Origin of the sequence: Brevibacillus brevis (genome assembly GCF_022026395.1) — a bacterium.
GTDB lineage: Bacteria > Bacillota > Bacilli > Brevibacillales > Brevibacillaceae > Brevibacillus.
Window position 1 is genome coordinate 4,545,014 of the sequence record NZ_CP041767.1, and the last position, 20,181, is coordinate 4,565,194.

A 20,181-nucleotide genomic window follows, 5' to 3' on the forward strand; every position below is an offset into this window, starting at 1 on the left:
TATTCCCCTTATGAATAGGCCCGTTTTTCGTAAACATATGGAGGGATTTTATGTTTGGTAAGCGTGGCGTCCAGACCGTTACCGCCTCAATTCAAAAAAGCGATGTCCAAATGTCCGATCAGCTAACGGGGAAGGTTCATTTTTTGCAAATGAATCAGACAGACCTTGATCGGCTGAAACAAATTGAACCACTCCTAACAGAACACCTAGAGGCCATTACAGAACGTCATTACCACATGCTTCGCCAATATTCCCATCTTATGCAGACGATCGAAACGCATACGACGGTTGACCGATTGGCCGTTTCCTTTCGTCACTATTTGCAATCGCTTCCACACGCCAAACTAGACGAGGCCTATGTTGCCGGGCGCAAGAAAATCGGAGAGGTCCACAGCAAAATTGGACTTGCGCCAGAATGGTATACGGGCTCTTACTTGCGGGTCTATGAATATTTGATTCCCGCAATCGTCAACACCTATTCGAAGCGTCCCCAGGAACTATCTTCTGTCCTGTTGGCACTCCTGAAGATCATCACGCTTGATTCGCAAATTGTCCTCCAATCGTATCAGGAAGACAATGATTACAAAGTCATTGATCGCCTGGGCGAAGTTCTGGAGTTAGTGATTAAGATCGATAAATTCAAGCATGTGCTGGACACGCTTGAGGATACGACTGAGGAAGCCGGCAATGTGGGATCTGCTGCTGAGCAACTAAGTGAATCTGTGCAAAAAGTGGCTCAATCAGCCGTCTCTGTCGCAGAGAGTGCTTCTACTACAATCGAGCAAGCGGCGATGGGCAAGGATATTATCCAAGAGTCATTAACCAGCTTTCTTTCCATGGCGGAGGAGTTCCAAGAGATGCAAACAAAAACTTCTCAATTAATGACATCCATCGCAGAAGTTTCTCAGGTTGTCCAAGTCATCCGCAATATAGCCGATCAAACCAATCTGCTTGCATTAAATGCGTCTATTGAGGCAGCTCGTGCCAACGAACACGGGCGGGGCTTTGCTATCGTGGCAGATGAAGTACGAAAGCTCGCAGAACAGACCAAGCAATCCGTTCAAAGCATTACAACCACAATCACCAACGTTCAGAATGAAGCTGTCCAGGTAAAAGAAACGGCCACTCTCATGAGCGACCATTTTAACGATAAAATGATTCAGACACGGGATGCGATAAGGATACTAGGAGATATTGTGCAAAACATTGAGACTGTCGGGCATTCCACCGGACACATCGCAGCATTGGCACAAGAGCAGTCTGCTGCCACAGATGATATTTCAATGCGCATATCGCAAGTCCTGACGAATATGGAGCAGGTCTCTTCGCACGTCTCAAATGTAGGTAAAAACGTCTATGATGTTGGCGCTGGCATTAACAGCCTTCACAAGCTGAGCATCACACAAACGAGCCAATTAAAGACCAAGCATTATTTGCGAATCGTAAAAACCGATCATCTCTTATGGAGATGGTGGCTGTACAACTTCATGCTTGGGTATCACCACATTGATGAAAAGGAAATCGTCGACCATCATCAATGCCGCTTGGGGATTTGGTATGACGAGGCCCTGAACAATCCTTCCTTGAGCACCTTGCCCTCTTTCAAGCAATTAGAAGCACCTCATCGACAGTTCCACGAAACGGTTCGGCGGATTTACCACTTCGTCAAGCAAGGAAAACTAGAGGAAGCAGAAGCTACGTTTGATACGCTAGAAGATATCTCACAACGCATTCTCAACGTACTGGATCAGTTAGCCGAAGAAGTTTCCTAATGCTATTATCTATTTCGCTTTTTCTTGCCAGGCTGCCTTTTGGAGGCAGCTTTTTTTGTTTGGACACGGTTTAACTCCCCGGGAGATAGCGGTCTAGTGCGAGCGTTTGTTTGCCTGACTCTTTTGGCTTTAGGAACCGACCTGCCGGCTCTCCCTGCTGCTCTTGCTATCCCGACGCCAAACGCTTGCAATGCCCAGACAACCGGATACGAAATCGAGAGCCTCCCATTGGCTGAACCAGCAAAATTCACAGCCGCCGCGTAATTGCCCGCAGTCAGCCAAACAGAGCCGGAATCTCCAGGCAAGGAGATGGGAACCGTACTTCTTATGACCGTCTGATTCTGAAAACGGATGGTCCCCAGTCCTCCGTAGTTCCCGTAACTCACATCAATATCAGTGTGGATCGATTCAACCGTTCCCCATGCCAGCCCTGATGAACGGCCCACCTTTTTCAATCTACGCCCGATGCCATACGAGCGAATTACACCTGGTACTCTGCCCACTGTTGCATAACGAGGGGCAAGGAGTCGATTGGAAGTAGGGATACTAATCGCTGCATCCATTCGATTACCTGCATTTTTTCGAAGTCGAACATACCGATACAAGCGTCCGATTCGATCTCTTCCTGAACGGCCTCCGTCTGCTCCACCTGGCTGGATGGTCTCGGTATAGCCGCTCGTATTGTTACGATTCAGGACATGATTATTGCTCAGTACAAATCGCTGTCCTCTTCGCGCAACGATTAAACCAGCCGTTCCGGACGCCCCTGGGTAGCCGATACTATATCCAGCGATCACAGGTCTGATTCTTCTGCGATAATTCGTTGCAGAGGGACGTACAGCAGGATGACACTGGCACGGTCCAGAGGTGACGGTACGAACAGGAACAGATACACGGGCTGTCGCCACCTGCCTTTTGACAAGGACGCAACTTGGGCATCTCTTCTTCACGGCGTCACTTGCATTTACGGTATACATCACAATGCAGGCGCCGCCTTTTTTGTTTTTTCCGTTTGCGTAGCCAATCCCGATGCCAATTACGCCCGGCATCCGCTTCCACCTTTTGAGCAAATGCTTCTTGGCCAGGAGCGCTTCCTGAAAGGTTGCCATGGCACCCCTTCCTTTCGGGAGATAAGTTTGTTTTACATGGTCATCGTATGTAAAACTTGGCCAGCACTGTTGGACGCTTGTCATTGCCTGGAAGCCTTTTTTAAAAACCTCTCGGTCGGGCTGTAGTAGTGGGAGAAAACAAGAGAAAACGCTCAGATTCTAGGGCCACCCCCTGTGGGATGGACTGCCCGGCTCCATGAAAAAAAGCGAAACCCGCGTCCAAAGTGGTCTATTCAGGAAGCTTCTCAGAGGTGGACGCTAAGAGCTTGTTTCTCTTTTTTTCATTCCGCCTCGGTCGGCGTCCCTAAGATCTTCGCTTTTTTCTCCTGTTTCCTCTACGAGCTTTCCGTGTTAAACGGGTTTTAAAAGCCTGAAAAGAATGAAGAATGTCATCAGTCACGACAGAGAAGAATATTTCCAGACGTAGCGACTTGTGGAGTCCTACCCAGCGGAGAAGGGATTCGCGGGCAACAGAAACGCAACCGTGCCCGCGCGACGTAGCGGCTACCACTTTTGCGTTTCCCCGCGAATCCCTTCGGAGCGGGCAGTCTCAGCCCTCAGCAGGACGGAGCCTGGAGCCTAGACTGGAAATATTCTTCTCCCCACCGCAGCCACATAATAAAAAACCACCACTCCCCTATCAAACCAGGAAATGGTGGTTGGTTCATTATCTAATGATGTTATGACGCTTCCGAAACAGTTACATTTGCCGGAGCAGTCTGAGATGCTTTTTTATTCGTGTGAACAAGCACGATATTCAAGATAACTGCCGTCAAAGAACCTGTCACAATACCATTTTGCAGCATCATTTTTGCCAAAGTAGGCAGTTGATCAAACATCGTCGGAACTGCAGCAGAGCCTAGACCCACAGCGATACTGCAAGCAGCGATCAGCAGATTCTCGTTTTTGCTCAGGTCAACCTGCGAGAGAATATTGATACCTGATGCAACAACCATCCCGAACATGGCGATCATCGCTCCACCCAATACCGCGTTAGGAATGACCGTTGTCAAAGCAGCCAGCTTCGGCAGTAATCCGAGAACGACAAGGATTCCACCGGCACCAATCATCACATCGCGCGATTTAATGCCAGTCAAGGAAACCAGACCAACGTTTTGTGAAAAAGCCGTGTAAGGGAATGCATTGAAAATGCCACCCAGTACGATTGCAACCCCTTCTCCGCGCAAACCTTTGACAACGTCTTGATCCGTTACTTTTGTATCCGTCACTTTACCGAGTGCAAAGTAAACGCCTGTGGACTCAGCCATGCTGATGATGTTAACGAGAATCATGGTAACAATGGCCACAATACTGAACTGTGGTGTACCGAAGTAAAACGGTTCAACCACGCTAAACCAAGAGGCTTCCGCAACATTCGCGAAGCTGACCATCCCCATCATGTAAGCTACAGCCGTACCGACAATCAAGCCGAGCAATACGGAAATCGCACGAATAAATCCGGTAAAGAAACGATTAATAAGCAAAATGATAACCAACGTTCCTAAAGCCAAAAGCAAATTGTGCGGTTGCCCAAAGTCCGGCATACCTTGTCCACCAGCCGCGTTGTTCATCGCAACGGGAATGAGCGACAGTCCAATGATTGTAACAACTGAACCCTGTACCACGGTTGGGAAAAAGCGCAGCAGCTTGCCGAACAGTGGAGCTGCCAAAACAACGAATATACCCGATATGATGATGGCACCGTAAGCGGTCGCTAGATTACTCGTAGAAGCAATCGCAATGATCGGTCCTACTGCTGTAAACGTACAGCCTAGCACAACGGGAAGGCGAATCCCCGTATACCTTGTGCCAAGGACTTGCAAGAGCGTCGCGATTCCGCATGTGAAAAGGTCAGCAGCAATCAAATAAGCGATTTGCGTAGGAGTCAGATTCAAAGCACCACCGATAATCAACGGTACGACGACGGCTCCTGCATACATGGCAAGAATGTGCTGTAAGCCCAAAGTAACAATTTTATGTTTGGCTAGCATGAGTGAACCCTTACCTCCTATTGATTTTTTGATTATACGCGTGCAGGCTCTTCTTCAATAAAGTGAATGCCTTCTGGTGACATCGATTCAATACGTGCCAATGATTCGATTCGTACGCCAGCTTGCTCCAAGAGACCACGGCCTTCCTGGAAGCTTTTTTCAATAACAGCGCCAACCCCTACGAGATGAGCACCCGCATCTTTGACAATATTCGTAAGACCCACCAGAGCAGCTCCCGTAGCCAGGAAGTCATCGACAATCAATACGCGGTCTTCTTTGGACAAATACTGACGGGAAACACTGATTTGATACGTTTCCTGACGGGTAAAAGAATGAACAGGAGCAGAGTATACTTCCTCTGTCAACGTGACAGCTTTTTTCTTTTTCGCATAGATAAAGGGAACACCCAAAGCAAAGGAAGTCGCCATCGCAAAATGAATTCCACTTGCCTCAATCGTCACGACTTTTGTAATGTTTTCACCAGCGAACAACTCGGCAAAACGCTGTCCGATCTTCATCGTCAATTGTGGATCTACCTGGTGGTTCAAAAACGCATCCACCTTCAAAACGGATGCCGACAATACCTTGCCGTCCTGTACGATGCGCTCTTGTAATTCTTTCATCAGTTCTTCCTCCTCGGATATGGTTCCGGCCACTTTTTACCTGCGGCCTGCTGAAAATATAGAAAGCCCAGAGTGGACAGTGTCACAAGCGGGCTACGTAATAAACCAACGCCAAGTGAAACTGTCCCTCTGGGCTTTTATCCCTTAGGTGTGACACATCATTCGTGCCTGCGTCGCTCGGACCAGCTTTCTTTCAACCTATGATTGGAATAGGAAAGAAAAAGACGGAACCCTAGACGCACTTTCACTCGTAGTCAGGTGATTTACGGTCACCTGGTAGAAACGGTTGGGCCTTATTCCCAAAATTATACGAGCTACCTATCTATTTTTTTCGAAGTGTAATAACGAGTATTGACCAAATCTATCATAACTCCCTCGTTGTGAGCAAGCGTTAATTTTTGAAAGGAAAAGGAAGCGCTTACTTGCTCAAACAAAGGAAAGAGCCCTGATTTCTCAAGGGCTCTCATACTTATCTCTTCGGTTTTTTCTGCCGCATTTGAACGTTGAGCTTCTTCCATTTATCCCTTTCAGCCGCTGCAAGCCTTGCATCTTCTTTACGCGCTAGATGTGCCAATTCGCGTTGAAGCTTCAGATAACTGTCAAAGCGTGCCTTTTCCAATGATCCAGCTTGGATGGCAGCTTGAACAGCACAGCCAGGCTCGCGCATATGCTTACAATCATTGAAACGGCATGTTTCCGCAATGGACTCGATATCGTCAAAGGCACCGCGGAAGCCTTCATCTGCCTCCCAGAGCTGAAGTTCCCTCATGCCTGGTGTATCGATCATCAGAGCACCACTCGGCAAGCGGAACAATTCACGATGTGTCGTCGTATGGCGGCCACGGTCATCACCTTCACGAACGCCACTGACTTTTTGCATCTCCGCTCCGCTCAATTTATTAATCAACGTGGATTTGCCAACACCAGAGGAACCCATCAAGGCAATCGTCTGGCCCTCGCCCAGATACGGTGCGAGTTGATCCAGTCCTTCTCCCTGCTCAGCACTGACTACGTGAACAGGTACTCCGATCGCAACTGATTCTACCTCTGCCATGCATGCATCCAGATCGTCACACAAATCTGCTTTGGAAAGCACAATTACCGGATTGGCTCCACTTTCCCACGCGAGAATGAGATAGCGTTCTAACCTGCGCAAATTCAAATCATTATTCAAGGAATTCACGAGGAAAACGGTATCGACGTTCGCGGCCACAATCTGCTCTTCCACTGTATCCCCAGCTACTTTGCGGGAAAACTTGCTCTTACGTGGAAGAAGTCCGTGGATGGAGGCTTTCTTTTCCTCTGGGCGAGCACTGATCACTACCCAGTCCCCGACAGCCGGAAAATCTTCTCGCCCGATGGCTTCATAACGAAGCTTACCCGTTACTTCGCCCAAGAGCTCGCCATGCTCACTCCACAGACGATAAATACGTTTATGTTCGAGTGTGATACGTCCCACACTGTAGCCTTGCTCGGCATAAGGGGCAAAATGATTAGCAAAATACTCATTCCAGCCCATAGATTGCAATACTTGTTGATTGGTTAGTTGATTCACTGCGGATTCCCCCTGCAATTGGTTAAATATATGGCTATCAGCCAGAACCAGTCACAGTCGAATCCTCATTTGGTGAACGGTATTACTGTTCGCTTGAAAGGAGGATTCCTGTGACCCCGACTACGACACTCTGAACAAATTTGATGACTACCATAAAACATCTCTCCTTTAGCAAACCTACCATTCAGGTTTGGAATCATATTTCCCAATTATTGTACCATAATGAAACAAAATGCAACAGCGTCAATCTCCCCCGCCGCCGCCTCCACTATCTCCGCCACCACCGCTGTCTCCACCACTACCGCTATCACTTCCGCCGTCATAGCTATCCCAACGATCGTTTGAGTCGTGATTTCGATGATGATGATTGTGAGAGCTGTCTACAAAGAAGGCTCCGCCCCCGCTGTCTGAAGAGGAATGAGAGCGACTACTTCCGCCTTTTGCAGCTTTGGACGCCAAGACAAATACTACGATCAAAAACATGATGACGATGACAATGAAGAACTCCATTGTTGTCCCCGCCCTTCCTCTTTTTTGAAGTTGTTTCCTATTTAGTATAACATAGTGTAGCTGGAATAGGCTGGGGGCGTGGAGGATGATCCCTTTCATCCGGCAAAATGCCCTGACACGGGTACGATCGCCAAAATGTTTTCCAATACAAATACACGATACGCCTTCCTCATATAACAATATGCTTTTAAGCTCCCTTTGTTCTCATCAATCTGTACCAGACGGATCGTGCGCCTGCTAGTCTCTCCATCCTTCTTCAAATAAATGATCTCCACTGCTTGCTGCCGCGTTGCGTACCTTCTCAACTCCTGAATCATCAGGCTGTCACCACCACATAATGTGTCTTCTTGTTGTTGAGATCATCATATCAAAAGAGAACATTTGTTCGTAAGTTTTGTTTGCAATAACCAACGATTTCCACAACAAAAAGACATGCGCCCTAAAAATGGACACATGCCTTATACTTGTCACACTTTGTTTGACTCAGCGCCTTCTAAGCGCACGCCCGAACACAATCAGAATCGGTGCCAATAAAATAGCCGCCGCAACCAGCGAAGCACGAATCGAAAAACGGGTTCCGATCCACCCGACAGCCGGACCACCTGCCGTTTGTCCTAAGGCATTGGACTGGCCCATCATCGATAAAACCGTCGCTCGCACACTGCTCTCAATGTTTAGATTCAGCCACGTATCATACAGCGGACTGCTTAAAGACTGAATCACACCGATTAACAGCAATGCAACTAATGCCCAGCTAAAGCTAGGGGAAAAAGCAAAAGCAATCATCGCTGCAATTTTGAGTCCCGTCAACGTGAACATGCCCACAAGGACAACCCTCTCATTGTTCACATCCAGCCTTTTTTCTACAACGCCTACGACGATGAGGCCGAGTAAGCTTGCGAGTGCGGCAATGATCCCGAACCACATTGGCATTGAAATAGCCGCTAGCTCCGGAAAGCCAATTTCTGTGATCAAATGCGCTTCCCACAAACGGTCATACCCTTCAGAAGCTGCACCCGTAAATAGGGTCACGAACAAGATCAGCATGAGAATCGGCTGACTGCGAATCACTTGGGCACCCGAAGTCCACGTCTGAATCATTTCCTTCACGTGGGAAGCACCTTGCTCACGCTCACGAGGAATAAATCCGGTCTCCTTCATGAACAGAATCAGAAAGACACCAAGCCCTAGATACATAAGGCCACCTATGAGGAAAGGCAAATGGGGTGCGATTGTTGACAAAGCCACACTAAGTGCAATCCCGAGCAGATTCCCAAACAAGGAATAGCGCTTAGCCTTCATGAAAATCGTACCGATCTTCTCTTCTCCAACCTCATCCACAATCCATGCAGTATCCGCTCCACTGATAAACGTATACCCGAGACCACTGATGACTTGCGAAAACAGGACCAAGCCGAAGACAGAAATCAACGGTATCCAAGCATCAAGCACGGGAACGATCCCCTGCATCGAAAATCCAATTCCCAGAAAAAACATCCCAATAATGACGGAGCGACGGCGACTGTACGTGTCCGCAACTACTCCTGTTATCCCTTCAAACACCAACACGGATAACTCCAATACCGTCCCGATCAATAGCAATTCAAACGGGTTAAAGCCCAGTGTCACAATATAGTAAAGCGCATAGGTCGTGAACATGGTTGTATTGGCCAGGGAAGTCAAAAAACTTTTGATCGTATATACTTTTGTCGCATTCATAAACATGGAAGCAGTATCCACCTTTTTTTAGGCAGATGACGCGTCCCGTTTTCACATACTGATCGCTACTCTACAATCCGCTACTGTGCAAAATGCGTACGCGTCATGCTGCCGTTCCTATTTTTCCTTCCTGTGTACTTGCTTGCTCTGAATAGTGTTTTTAACATGTGATACACCTCCGAAAGTAATTACAACTATTATAGAATGATTTTAATTGCCATACAATGGAAAAAGCTGTGCAGTGTGATTGGACACACTGCACAGCTTAATTATGAAGAAGCACTTACGCTTTTTTTCTAAACAGACCTACGATGGAGATCAGCAACGCCAAACCGGAAAGTACCAATGGCAAGGTATTGTTGCTGCCTGCACCCGCTGCTTCCCCGGCAGGAGCAGTTGCCGGCTTTTGTTCTTGTCCATGCTCATGCCCTGCTTCACCTACACCAGCCTTAATGGTAGTGACAGACGCTGGCGTTTTGGAATCCTTGTCCCCTGTCCATTCCACAACCTCGCCATTTGCATAGGTCTGATAAGCCTTCCAAGCCAATTGACCCTCTTCTTTCGGGTTTGCCCCGACAAACGTGAACTCTTGGAACTCATGCGCTTTGATTCCGCCTTCTGTTGCTGTCCAGACAAGCGCTGTGTTCACACCGTCTTTATCTTTTTCGAACTCGTAGGACCAGCCCGGAATCGGTTGTACGGAATTTACCTTCACACCTGCCGGGAATTCCAGCTTCACTTTTGTCGTGTTGACGTCTTTTTCTACAGGGACACGCACGGTGTATTTTTCATAGGAGCCTGTAGTAGCCTCTTTCGGATATACGTTCACATGTGCTTGTGCTGCTGTCGCCAACGTTAAAACTGCACCTGCTACCAGTACACTGCTCATCCATTTTTTCATTTTCATATTATGAAATCCTCCCTAATTTGAATCTGTTTGAATCACGGCTTGATTATTTGTCGTCGCAGTCGGGTAGTTGATTTGGCTCATCCAAAGTCCTGCCAGAACCGCGATAATCCCGAATATGATTTCCCAACGCAAGTAAGCGGGCTGCAAAGAATTTTTCGTCCGCCAACGTCTGGTTTGCCTAAAGGCCAGAAGAAGCATGAGGCAGACACTTGCTATTTTTCCATATAACAGATAGCTCCATGTCGTTGCACTCTGGAAAATGCTCATGACATCCGTTTGCACGAAGAGCATGACAACGCCCGTCACGACGGCAAGCACTGCCGCCACCGCAACTGTTTTCAAAAAGAACCTCTTGAACGACTCCTGTCCTCGTTCAGCCGCTTTGACTGTAAGTAACAAGTAGACAAGTGCCCCCATCCACACGGCGACCGTCAATACATGCAACAGTCTCAGCAAAATGGACAGCCAGACAGGAGCAATGCCCCATGCATGACCGCCAAAAGCTTGCGCGCTGATCAAGAGAACCCAGATTCCCACATACCAGCCTGACACCATATTGGGGATCGCGATCAATAACAGTAGGGCAAAGGACACCAGCAGCATGATCGCAAACGGAGACTGACTGAGCAAGTTCCCGTCCATCTGCCACAGTGCTTGTGTAAGGGATACAGCGGTTAACGATTCGTCATACAAGAACCACAAAAATATAAGTCCGATGATCGCCAAACTCCATCCGATTTGTCTGCCAATCCCGATGAGCTGGGCAAGCGAAGGCAATCCCTGACGTTGTGCTGCCCACGCTACCAGATACAAGCCGCCACCGACCAGAATAATTCCTTGCGCCAAATAGCGGTACATGATCAAGTAGCTTGAATCTGCTTTTTGCTCATTTGGCGGAACCACAACCGCACTTTTTTGTCCGATAGAAAACGTGAGCTTCTCTTCGATCGGATGTCCGTCCTCGGATACGACAGACACGATTACCGAATACGTCCCCTCAGCCAAATCGCTCGGCAGTTTCGCATTCAACTGCGAGGCATCACCCGGCTGCAATGTCGGCCGCTCCACTTTTATTTCCTTGCCATTCCAGTCAAATAAACGCACGTTAACAAGATCGGGCTCCAATGTTTCGGTAAACCGCGCAGATATTTGTCCCGGATTCGCCTTCAGTACCTCACCATCTTGTGGGGAGCTGCTCATCAAGCCAGCATGGGCGTAAGCAGTTGTCATACCCGTTGTCAGTACAAGTAAGAAGGAGAGCAAAAACACAACCGCATATTGTCTGATGTTGTATGTCACGCTATCACCTGCTTCCTTATTCCGTCCTTAATCCTATCAAAATAGTGCGAGAATCTATATGGCTCCATCGGGCTATCTGATGTGGCAAAGTGTTGAAAACAAAAAAAGGCATGTTCGGTAATTCTCTCCGATCCATGCCATTTCAAACTGCATTAGGATGATTTTACAGTGTTTTGTCCGAGAAATTCATGGACGAGCTTGTTGAATACCTCTGGTTGATCCATCGGTGGGATATGCGCTGAGTCAGGCAGGATGACTTTTTTTGCGCCGGATATCCGTTCAGTCAATACATCGGCGATCTGTAGAAAATCTGGATAATCCCGCGCTCCTGCAATAACGAGAGTCGGCGCTTTGATATGTTCCAAACGCTCGATTGGTGGGGGAGATAAAGCCTCCAGTCCGGCTCCAAACTCCGGCAGCGAAAAGGCGTGTCTGTTTATTTCTTTAAAACGATTACGTGCTAGACGAGCTTGCTCATTTACCGGCTGACCAGGACCGTCAAACCACATTTGTGTCGTCATTTCCAACGCTTCCTCTGTCGTCCCACGCTGACATACTTGATTGAAACGTTCCACATCGTGCAGCCTCTGTTCACTTCTTGGGTGACCAAACAAGCCGGATGCGACCAGAATCAAGCTGTTCACCATCTGCGGGTAAGCAAGGGCGAACTCCTGCGCGACCATTCCCCCAAACGAAAGCCCGGCCACATGCGCCTTTTCGATCCCAAGCCCTTGCAGAACCGCTTTCACATCATCGTACAGCGTAAAAGGAACGTCAGTCGCCAGTGTTTTACCGAACCCGCGGATATCAAATCGAACGACCTTATACGTTTGTGCAAATGCTTGCAGCTGGGCATCCCATAGCCTTGTATCCAGATTGAAGCCGTGGATTAATAAGAGCGGTTCGCCTTCCCCTGCTACTTCATAGTAAATACGTGCACCATTTGCTTCGAGAAAGCCTGTCTGTACAGCTTGCCCGTTTTCCATCTTTTCTCACCTCGCCCTCACTATCTCACCCCGGCTTGTTGCTTGTCTATGTATTTTTTGTTCCGACTACCCAATGACGCCTGTACGCAAAATCATGATCTCGACATCTACATCAAATTTCGCCCTTTTGATGATTTCCCGACATTCCTCTTTACTCAATTTCTTTTTCCCACTCTTTTGACTGGCTATATTGTAGATTTCCCCAAATCCTACCGGGTCTACATCGTGCTTTCTTAACTTTTCCAGTAAATGTTCCGTCTCTTTTTTAACCGCCAGTTCGATTGCTTTTTGGACCTTTTTCAACTGCTCAGGCTTGGATAAATCAATTTTTTCAGCCATTTCCTGAATCTGCGCTGACATATTGACTTTCACAGAAAATCTTGGTTTCTCCAAATCTAAAACTTTTATTTGCTTTTTGCTTGAGATATGTTCAATGACAGTAAAAAGACGCTTTTTATCGAGGGAAATATTTATTTCCAATTCCCCCTTATTGTAACGCTCCCGTAATATCTTGAGGAAAAATCCATCCCTTGAAGTAATCTCTGCTACCAGTTTTTGATCTCGAAATAAACCAATTTGATTAATATGCAATTCATTCTTTACTCTTTCAATATAAGGCATCACGGGATCTCTCCCGATTGCATAATAATCTTTCATGAACTCATGAAGTTTCGAGGAAATCATATTCTCCCCTTCGACGTTCTGCCGTATGGCTTGATAGAGGTAAATGCCAATGTTGCTGTTCTCGGGGTAGCGATGTGTCAAAATATCATACGCCCGACCTTTCGCTACCGTTAAATAGACATTACTTCCTATGGAGGCATCACGCGTTAAGTTTTCCACAAGAGACAGGATCCCTTTACGCGCTAACTCATCGTGATAGACCACGACGCGAATTTGACCTCCTACAATTTTTTTGGAAGACTCCCTGTTCTGTGAAACGGTGAGTCCTTTGCTTGTATGTGCTGTGCCAGAAATGACAGTGACCAGCTCACGTGCCTCCGGGTCAATTTGATAAAATACCGTGGTACCCAACAGCTTTCCATCTCTGCTAAGATCGTACCCCACCGCAACCGCCAGTCCCAATTTTTCTAATACATGTTGCTCCCCACAGCCGTTCAATAACACGACCACTAAAAGATAGTGTAAAAGCAAACGCAACCTTTTCATGTCCGGACCGGTCCCTTCCGAAACAGCCGAATTACTACATAAAGCACGATGGGATAAACAAAAATGATATAGAAGCCTACACCACCGAAAATATCCGTGATGAGATTAATCGACTGGCGTGTTTCCAAAAAATTGCTAGCCAAAAACATGACACCAACAATCCCGATAAGTGCCATTCTCTCCTTGAGCCCACTAATATGATGAACCCCTCGCATGGCTACCCACAGGTTCATCAGCAAATTATCCAGCATGATGAGCATCCACAGTGAGATGGACACAAACTCAAAACGCTCCAAAAACGGAAACTCTACAATTTTCATCATCATTAGCGTTGCCCAGATTAGATGCTGAAGCTGTTCTCCTTGAAAGTACAAGAGTGTAACCAGCATGACTACCACATACAAGCAGGTGGTCATAAACAATCCACCATGTACATACCGCGATAGCAATTCCTTTTCCTTTACAAACGGATAGATGAACAAAATGATCTCAAATCCGATGATGGAAAAGGACATCTTCTTCGCACCGTCCATCAGCTGTACAAGATCATGATGAAAGACTGGCTGCAACAGATGAAAATCAGCGTATTGCATGGGATAAACCAAGAGCAGTAGCTGCCATATCGTCAACCCTACAGAAAAAAAGCTAATTCCAGCCAACACCCGAATACCACCTGTTACTCCATAAATGGCCAGGCAAAGCAAGGAGGCATTTAATATCCAGGAAGGTACTTCCGGAAACATCCATGACTGAATAATCTCGATGTACCCTCTCAAGATCGTTAAGGCCGAGCCCATGATATATACGATAAAGATGAAATTAAGAACACGGGCAGGCCATTTCCCAAATACACGTTGATGAATGTCATACAAATCCATGTCTTTGTATTTCGCTAAGATTTTTAGCATGAACCACGCCGCAATATGGGTCATAATGCCTGCTATTATGACCGCAATCCAGGCGTCTTGTTGTACCCTATCATAAATAAAGCGTTGTACGCCCGCTATGCCGATTCCAACCTGATTGCTATGAACCATAAATAGCGCAAGCGATACGCTGATAGCCATATGGCTATTCCGACGAAAAATGGACCGTGACATTCACACTCAACACCTAACTACTGAACTGGTCTTTTTTTCTCGACTTTATCAGGCAAACGGGTATCGTCAGGAGAACGTGTCATAACCGGACGCTTGCCGAGAGAGTAAAAAGGAAACCGGATCAGACTGTTTTTAAAATCCTGCGAGCGAAAAGGAAAAAAGGGGAGAAAAAACGGGCGTCCCAGACTTGATTGACGCAGGATGTGTATCAATAAAAAAGACGCGCCTAGCATAATTCCAAAACCTCCCCAAATTCCAGCTAACAGGATAATCGGAAAGCGGAGGATGCGGACTGCCGTACTCATCATGTAGGAGGGAAAAGTAAATGAAGCTAGGGCACTGAGCGCCACAATCATGATCAATATGTTACTGGTAAAACCCGCTGCAACGGCTGCCTGTCCAATTACGATACCGCCCACGATCCCTATCGTTTGCCCAACTTTAAAAGGAAGTCTTGCTCCAGCCTCCCGCAAGAATTCAATAATCATTTCAAGTAACAAAGCTTCAAATAATGGGGGAAAAGGTACCTTGGATCGAGACTTTACGAGCGATACAAGGAGAGCAGATGGAATCATTTCATAATGAAACGTAAGCGCAGCCACATAAGTAGCTGTAAAAAACAGAGAGACAAAAAGAGCCGAGAAACGTAACAATCTTATAAAAGAAGCCATTTGCCACCGGATATAGAGATCTTCATTGGACTTGAAAAAGTCCACGAAGGAACTGGGGCCGACGATAGCAAACGGGCTCCCCTCGACAAATACGACTACCTTTCCTTCCAACAAAGCTTCACTTACATGATCAGGTCGCTCTGTCAGGATTAGCTGCGGAAAAATAGAGAACGTATTGTCATCAATCAGTTGAACCAATTTTCCGCTGTCAATCACGCCGTCTATATCTAAATCGCGTAAACGCTGCATGACGGTTTGAATATTTTCAGGAGCCGCCAGTTCCTCCATGTAACATATTTCCACATTCGTCCTGCTCCGTTTCCCAATCGTAATGGATACGTTGGTAAGCAAATCAGTCGACAGATACCCCTGTAGCACCCCTAAATTGGTTTCCAAGTCTTCAGTAAAAGAAACCTGGGGACCGAAAATCTGGGTTTCGACCTGAGCCTCTCCCAAAGAACGACTCGGTATTCTTGCTACGTAGAGAAGAAGCCCGCACGCCATTCCTTCTATTTGAAGGTAAATCCATCCCCTCACGAGATAATCGCTGACTTGACTGTAATCCATGGTTTTGGTGACATGAGCAACAGGAACATTCCCCAAAATCGTATCAGGATCGATCTTTTCGTCAGGTAACCTTTCGAAATAAGGAAGCAACACCTGCTGGAGAATGACCGTATCAACTAGATAGGGGAGATAGGCTAGCAACAAGCTATTGGCTCCACAAGAAAGGTTATGAAACACCATTCGCGGATTTCGCATTTGATCCCATAATTTTTCACGCGTCTCGCTAACGGATTCAGAAATCATGTTGGTTGTCATTTTATATTTACCCCAATATATGGTGTCCCCTTATTATTTTTCCAATGTCTTCGCTCTATTCCCCCCTTCCAGCCGAAGAGTAAGATCCCAGACAAAATGAACACAAAAAAACCGAGACGGAAATACTCCATCTCGGTTTGTTCACCACTTTTTATCTGCCGCTCTTCATTTCAGTCCAGTAGCGGTCGTATTGCTGCAAGGTTTCTCCTACATCGACCAGCCACTCCGCACGGGCAATGTCTGCTGTATCCAGGAAGACCATCTTGTTGGAACGATATTCTTCACTGTGCAGTGGGTATGCTTTTTCGTTCGGGTTACTATAGCCAATCGATTCGTAGTTTTTCACACTGACCTCTGGGTCCATCAGGTAGTTGATGAACTTCTCAGCCATTTCCTTGTTCTTAGCGCCTTTTGGAATCGCCAGCGTGTCTGCCCAGATCGTTGCGCCCTCTTTCGGAATGACGTACTCCACATCTGGATTTTGTGCGTGAATGAAAGCGGCGTCTCCGGACCAAACCGTTCCAATCCATGCTTCTTCCGCAATCATCTTTTGCTTGATGTTGTCTGTATCAAAAGCAACAACATTCGGTACTACTTTTTTCAAATCAGCAAAGGACTTTTCCAGTTCCTCTGTGTTCGTCGTGCTATTGGAGAAACCGTTCTTGATCAGTGCCATTCCCATAACCTCACGAGGATCGTTCAGCATGATGACACGGCCTTTGTAAGCTTCATTCCACAGATCGTTCCAGCTTGTCGGGGCTTCTTTTACATATTTCTTGTTGTAAGCGATCCCGGTAATTCCCCATGTATATACGAGTGAATACTTGTTTTCTTTGTCAAAAGGAGGTGTCTTGAACGTAGACACAATATTGCCCATGTTCGGGATGTTCGCTTTGTTCAACTCTTCCAGGAGACCCAGCTGAATCATAGTGCCTACCATGTAGTCGGAAGGTTGAATCAGGTCGTAACCGGATGCACCCGCTTGAATTTTTGCCAGCATTTCTTCGTTGCTGCCGTATACATCATAGTTGACCTTCACGTTGAATTTTTGCTCAAAATCTTTGATGACGTCTGGGTCGAAGTTGTCTGCCCAGCTATAAATATTCAATACTTGTTGCTCTTGTTCAGATGACGATGAGCAGCCTACAGCAGTCACCGCAAGTACGGCGGTCAAAGCGCCGATCATCAAGGACTTGAAACGTTTCATTTTTTCCTCTCAACCTCCAAATCAGTTATGGGATTGCCTTTATGAAAACTCCATGATGTTTCTAAAAGATGGATTGATTATTTTTTGAGTCTTTGCGGCGGAAAACCTCTGCCACCACAACCAACAGCACGGTACTCACGATCAAAAGCGTCGAGAGTGCATTCACTTCTGGCGAGACGCCTCGTTTGACCAACCCATAAATGTAGAGTGGCAATGTAGTCGAATTCGGACCAGCCACGAAGAACGAAATAATGAAATCGTCCAACGATAGGGTAAACGCCATCAGGAAGCCTGCGATGATCCCTGGCATGATCAGAGGCAACGTCACATAGCGCAATGTCTCCCAAGGAGTTGCTCCCAAATCTTGAGACGCTTCTTCCAGTTCCTTGCCCATATCAGCCAAACGTCCAGAGATAATGACCATCACATACGGCATGCTAAACGTGACATGCGCCAGAATCAGAGTCACTTTCCCCAGCTCCATCTGCACCTGGCTAAACAACACGAGCATAGCCAACCCCATCATGATCTCCGGGATGACGATCGGCAAGTACATCAGCCCGTTAAAGATATTGCTCCAACGAAGCGAATAGTGCTTGACCGCCAGAGCGGCAGCCGTACCCAAAACCGTTGCGATGACGCTGCTGATAACCCCAATCGTCAAACTGTTCATCAGCGCTTGCATGACCTGCCTGTTTTCAAACAAAGAAACGTACCACTTCCACGTAAAACCCGTCCACGTAGCGTTGATCCGTGAATCGTTGAACGAATAAAGGACAAGGATCAAAATTGGCAGATACAAAAAGACCAGCATCAGCCACGAGTATCCAGATAGTGCGTTTCGACGTAATGTTTTCATGCTGATCCCTCCTTTGTCTCGCTCGCTTTGGTAGCGCGGAAATAAAGAAGAATCAACAGCATGGACAATAGCATCAGCACGATGGACAAGGCAGAACCGAACGGCCAGTCACGCGCGGACAAAAATTGATTTTGAATGACGTTTCCGATCAGAGCCGATTTCGCTCCGCCCATCACATCCGGAACGACGAACATCCCGATGGAAGAAACAAAGACGAGGATCGATCCAGTGACGACACCTGTCTTGGTCATCGGCAGAGTCACGTGCCAAAAAGCCTTCCAAGGCGTTGCGCCCAGATCATACGCGGCTTCCAGCTTGCGGCGATCCATTTGCTCCAGCGACACATAAATCGGCAGTACCATGAACGGCATAAGAGTGTACACCATCCCGAGCAGGACAGAGCCCGAATTGTACAGAAGCGGCAGCGGCTCCGAAATAATGCCCAGCGATTGCAGGAACGTATTGATTACGCCTTGCGAACGCAGGATGATTACCCACGCATAGGAACGGACCAAGAAGTTGATCCAAAACGGAATCATCACGAGCAAAAGCCATATTTGCTGAGTCGATTTTTCCAGCCGTGAAATGTAATACGCCAACGGATAGCCGCACAAAATCGAAAAGACAGTTGTTAAAACCGCTACGACCAGCGTATCCCCAAAAATTTGGCCATACAGCGGATCGAAAATACGGATGTAATTGTTCAGCGTAAACTCATAGACAACTTGCCCGTACGTGCCTCTTTTGAGGAAAGACAGTATGGCAATCATAAGCATAGGCAGGACGAAAAGCGCACCCATCCACAAAAGGGCGGGAAGCGCGAGCAGTTTTACCGGCTTCTTGTTTAACAAGGAAGAATCACCTCGTCCGTCTGTGCCCAGCCAATGGCCACTTGATCTCCCACCTGCCAGTCCAGACCGTCACCTGCGTACTGGTGTGCCATTACGGTCATATCCTGCCCCTCAAGGCGGATAAATACCTTGCGCAGATTGCCGAGGAACACCGCGTCAGCAATGGTACCCAGCTTCTTGTGCTTGTCCTTGTCAGAGTCAACCGGGTACAGCTTGATCTTTTCCGGACGTACCGCTGCATTCGTTCCGTTTTCCCGGAAAATGTTGTTTTCCCCAATAAAGGTAGCCACAAACAAGGTTTGCGGGGAGTTGTAAATCTCTGCTGGAGAAGCAATCTGTTCAATTCGTCCCTTGTTCATGACTGCGATTCGATCGGACATCGCCATCGCTTCTTCTTGGTCATGGGTAACGTAAATGAACGTTATCCCTAGGTTTTTCTGCAAGTTTTTCAATTCGAGCTGCAAGCTTTTTCGCAATTGATAGTCCAAAGCACCTAGAGGCTCGTCCAGAAGCAGAACGCGTGGGTTGTTAATAATCGCCCGTGCGATTGCTACGCGTTGCTGTTGTCCGCCAGACAGCTGCTTTGGCGTGCGCTTCCGCAATTCTGTCAGTTGGACATACTGAAGTACTTCCTCCAAACGCTTCTGTTGTTCGGCTGCGTTCACTTTTTTCATTTTCAAACCAAACAGGATGTTTTGTTCCACGGTCATGTGTGGAAACAAAGCATATTGCTGGAACACCATGTTCATATCGCGTTGATACGGCGGCACAGCGCTAAGTGGCTTTTCGTCCAGGAAAATTTCCCCGGTCGTTGGCTGCTCAAATCCAGCAATCATTCGCAGCAGTGTCGTTTTCCCACAGCCACTGGGGCCGAGTAACGTCAAAAACTCCCCTTCTTCAATGGAGAGAGAAAAAGAGGGGACGACGACAGTATCTGCAAATCTCTTTTCAATCGAATCCAGATGTATAATTTTTTTCATTCCGTCATCTCACCATATGTCATTATACTCACAATCTAGGTAACTAT

18 protein-coding genes and 1 riboswitch are annotated in these 20,181 nt (G+C 47.1%); of the genes, 1 reads left to right on the forward strand and 17 read right to left on the reverse strand.

The genetic code is table 11. The features are described 5' to 3' along the window. Window positions 1-50: 50 nt before the first annotated feature. Window positions 51-1,772, forward strand: a complete 1,722-nt coding sequence (locus FO446_RS21585) for a protoglobin domain-containing protein (RefSeq protein ID WP_173610794.1) — start codon at window positions 51-53, stop codon at window positions 1,770-1,772. 5 nt (window positions 1,773-1,777) lie between these two features. Here the strand turns inward: FO446_RS21585 and FO446_RS21590 are convergent, their stop codons facing one another. The 17 genes from FO446_RS21590 to FO446_RS21670 form a co-directional block, all read right to left on the reverse strand. Further along, on the reverse strand, window positions 1,778-2,881 hold the full coding sequence (locus tag FO446_RS21590; protein WP_173610793.1) for a chymotrypsin family serine protease: 1,104 nt from the start codon (window positions 2,879-2,881) through the stop codon (window positions 1,778-1,780). A gap of 680 nt (window positions 2,882-3,561) precedes the next feature. Further along, entirely contained in the window at window positions 3,562-4,872 is a 1,311-nt protein-coding gene (locus FO446_RS21595) for a nucleobase:cation symporter-2 family protein (RefSeq protein WP_173610792.1), read from the reverse strand. Window positions 4,873-4,904: 32 nt separating this feature from the next. Then, the gene (locus FO446_RS21600; protein ID WP_015892653.1) at window positions 4,905-5,495 is read right to left on the reverse strand and encodes a xanthine phosphoribosyltransferase; all 591 of its coding nucleotides are present in this window, start codon (window positions 5,493-5,495) and stop codon (window positions 4,905-4,907) included. A 231-nt stretch (window positions 5,496-5,726) separates the two neighbouring features. Beyond that, window positions 5,727-5,828, reverse strand: a riboswitch (purine riboswitch). A gap of 136 nt (window positions 5,829-5,964) precedes the next feature. Beyond that, on the reverse strand, window positions 5,965-7,050 hold the full coding sequence (gene rsgA, locus FO446_RS21605) for a ribosome small subunit-dependent GTPase A (RefSeq protein WP_173610791.1): 1,086 nt from the start codon (window positions 7,048-7,050) through the stop codon (window positions 5,965-5,967). A gap of 243 nt (window positions 7,051-7,293) precedes the next feature. Then, on the reverse strand, window positions 7,294-7,560 hold the full coding sequence (locus FO446_RS21610) for a hypothetical protein (RefSeq protein WP_221868042.1): 267 nt from the start codon (window positions 7,558-7,560) through the stop codon (window positions 7,294-7,296). Window positions 7,561-7,655: 95 nt separating this feature from the next. Continuing rightward, window positions 7,656-7,877 carry a WYL domain-containing protein gene (locus FO446_RS21615; RefSeq protein ID WP_232774313.1) on the reverse strand — a complete coding sequence of 74 codons (222 nt, stop codon included), beginning with the start codon at window positions 7,875-7,877 and terminating at the stop codon, window positions 7,656-7,658. A gap of 166 nt (window positions 7,878-8,043) precedes the next feature. Further along, window positions 8,044-9,285 carry an MFS transporter gene (locus FO446_RS21620; protein ID WP_173610788.1) on the reverse strand — a complete coding sequence of 414 codons (1,242 nt, stop codon included), beginning with the start codon at window positions 9,283-9,285 and terminating at the stop codon, window positions 8,044-8,046. 277 nt (window positions 9,286-9,562) lie between these two features. After that, window positions 9,563-10,186 carry a YcnI family copper-binding membrane protein gene (locus tag FO446_RS21625; RefSeq protein WP_173610787.1) on the reverse strand — a complete coding sequence of 208 codons (624 nt, stop codon included), beginning with the start codon at window positions 10,184-10,186 and terminating at the stop codon, window positions 9,563-9,565. 15 nt (window positions 10,187-10,201) lie between these two features. Continuing rightward, entirely contained in the window at window positions 10,202-11,488 is a 1,287-nt protein-coding gene (locus FO446_RS21630) for a copper resistance CopC/CopD family protein (protein ID WP_237899007.1), read from the reverse strand. Between the two features lie 152 nt (window positions 11,489-11,640). Next, window positions 11,641-12,474 (reverse strand): alpha/beta fold hydrolase, encoded by an 834-nt coding sequence (locus tag FO446_RS21635; RefSeq protein WP_237899009.1) that lies wholly within the window; start codon window positions 12,472-12,474, stop codon window positions 11,641-11,643. Between the two features lie 66 nt (window positions 12,475-12,540). Continuing rightward, complete coding sequence (locus tag FO446_RS21640; protein WP_173610784.1) at window positions 12,541-13,644, reverse strand: Ger(x)C family spore germination protein; 1,104 nt, start codon at window positions 13,642-13,644, stop codon at window positions 12,541-12,543. Next, window positions 13,641-14,744 (reverse strand): GerAB/ArcD/ProY family transporter, encoded by a 1,104-nt coding sequence (locus tag FO446_RS21645; RefSeq protein WP_173610783.1) that lies wholly within the window; start codon window positions 14,742-14,744, stop codon window positions 13,641-13,643. The genes FO446_RS21640 and FO446_RS21645 overlap by 4 nt, the downstream gene beginning before the upstream one ends. Window positions 14,745-14,761: 17 nt before the next feature. Further along, complete coding sequence (locus FO446_RS21650) at window positions 14,762-16,237, reverse strand: spore germination protein (RefSeq protein ID WP_237899010.1); 1,476 nt, start codon at window positions 16,235-16,237, stop codon at window positions 14,762-14,764. A 151-nt stretch (window positions 16,238-16,388) separates the two neighbouring features. After that, complete coding sequence (locus FO446_RS21655) at window positions 16,389-17,444, reverse strand: ABC transporter substrate-binding protein (protein ID WP_173610781.1); 1,056 nt, start codon at window positions 17,442-17,444, stop codon at window positions 16,389-16,391. A gap of 61 nt (window positions 17,445-17,505) precedes the next feature. Then, a complete protein-coding gene (locus FO446_RS21660) occupies window positions 17,506-18,303 on the reverse strand; it encodes an ABC transporter permease (RefSeq protein ID WP_173610780.1) in 798 nt (265 codons plus the stop codon). Continuing rightward, window positions 18,300-19,103 carry an ABC transporter permease gene (locus FO446_RS21665; protein ID WP_047072025.1) on the reverse strand — a complete coding sequence of 268 codons (804 nt, stop codon included), beginning with the start codon at window positions 19,101-19,103 and terminating at the stop codon, window positions 18,300-18,302. The genes FO446_RS21660 and FO446_RS21665 overlap by 4 nt, the downstream gene beginning before the upstream one ends. Before the next feature lie 44 nt (window positions 19,104-19,147). Then, window positions 19,148-20,134, reverse strand: coding sequence for an ABC transporter ATP-binding protein (locus tag FO446_RS21670; protein WP_173610779.1), 987 nt, complete (start codon window positions 20,132-20,134; stop codon window positions 19,148-19,150). Window positions 20,135-20,181: the final 47 nt, after the last annotated feature.

Excerpts from the sequence above, each read along its gene's own strand:
- FO446_RS21585 (WP_173610794.1), top strand. The coding sequence starts at position 51 with ATGTTTGGTAAGCGTGGCGTCCAGACCGTTACCGCCTCAATTCAAAAA.
- FO446_RS21590 (WP_173610793.1), bottom strand. The coding sequence starts at position 2,881 with ATGGCAACCTTTCAGGAAGCGCTCCTGGCCAAGAAGCATTTGCTCAAA.
- FO446_RS21595 (WP_173610792.1), bottom strand. The coding sequence starts at position 4,872 with ATGCTAGCCAAACATAAAATTGTTACTTTGGGCTTACAGCACATTCTT.
- FO446_RS21600 (WP_015892653.1), bottom strand. The coding sequence starts at position 5,495 with ATGAAAGAATTACAAGAGCGCATCGTACAGGACGGCAAGGTATTGTCG.
- FO446_RS21610 (WP_221868042.1), bottom strand. The coding sequence starts at position 7,560 with ATGGAGTTCTTCATTGTCATCGTCATCATGTTTTTGATCGTAGTATTT.
- FO446_RS21615 (WP_232774313.1), bottom strand. The coding sequence starts at position 7,877 with ATGATTCAGGAGTTGAGAAGGTACGCAACGCGGCAGCAAGCAGTGGAG.
- FO446_RS21620 (WP_173610788.1), bottom strand. The coding sequence starts at position 9,285 with ATGTTTATGAATGCGACAAAAGTATATACGATCAAAAGTTTTTTGACT.
- FO446_RS21625 (WP_173610787.1), bottom strand. The coding sequence starts at position 10,186 with ATGAAAATGAAAAAATGGATGAGCAGTGTACTGGTAGCAGGTGCAGTT.
- FO446_RS21635 (WP_237899009.1), bottom strand. The coding sequence starts at position 12,474 with ATGGAAAACGGGCAAGCTGTACAGACAGGCTTTCTCGAAGCAAATGGT.
- FO446_RS21640 (WP_173610784.1), bottom strand. The coding sequence starts at position 13,644 with ATGAAAAGGTTGCGTTTGCTTTTACACTATCTTTTAGTGGTCGTGTTA.
- FO446_RS21645 (WP_173610783.1), bottom strand. The coding sequence starts at position 14,744 with ATGTCACGGTCCATTTTTCGTCGGAATAGCCATATGGCTATCAGCGTA.
- FO446_RS21650 (WP_237899010.1), bottom strand. The coding sequence starts at position 16,237 with ATGACAACCAACATGATTTCTGAATCCGTTAGCGAGACGCGTGAAAAA.
- FO446_RS21655 (WP_173610781.1), bottom strand. The coding sequence starts at position 17,444 with ATGAAACGTTTCAAGTCCTTGATGATCGGCGCTTTGACCGCCGTACTT.
- FO446_RS21660 (WP_173610780.1), bottom strand. The coding sequence starts at position 18,303 with ATGAAAACATTACGTCGAAACGCACTATCTGGATACTCGTGGCTGATG.
- FO446_RS21665 (WP_047072025.1), bottom strand. The coding sequence starts at position 19,103 with ATGGGTGCGCTTTTCGTCCTGCCTATGCTTATGATTGCCATACTGTCT.
- FO446_RS21670 (WP_173610779.1), bottom strand. The coding sequence starts at position 20,134 with ATGAAAAAAATTATACATCTGGATTCGATTGAAAAGAGATTTGCAGAT.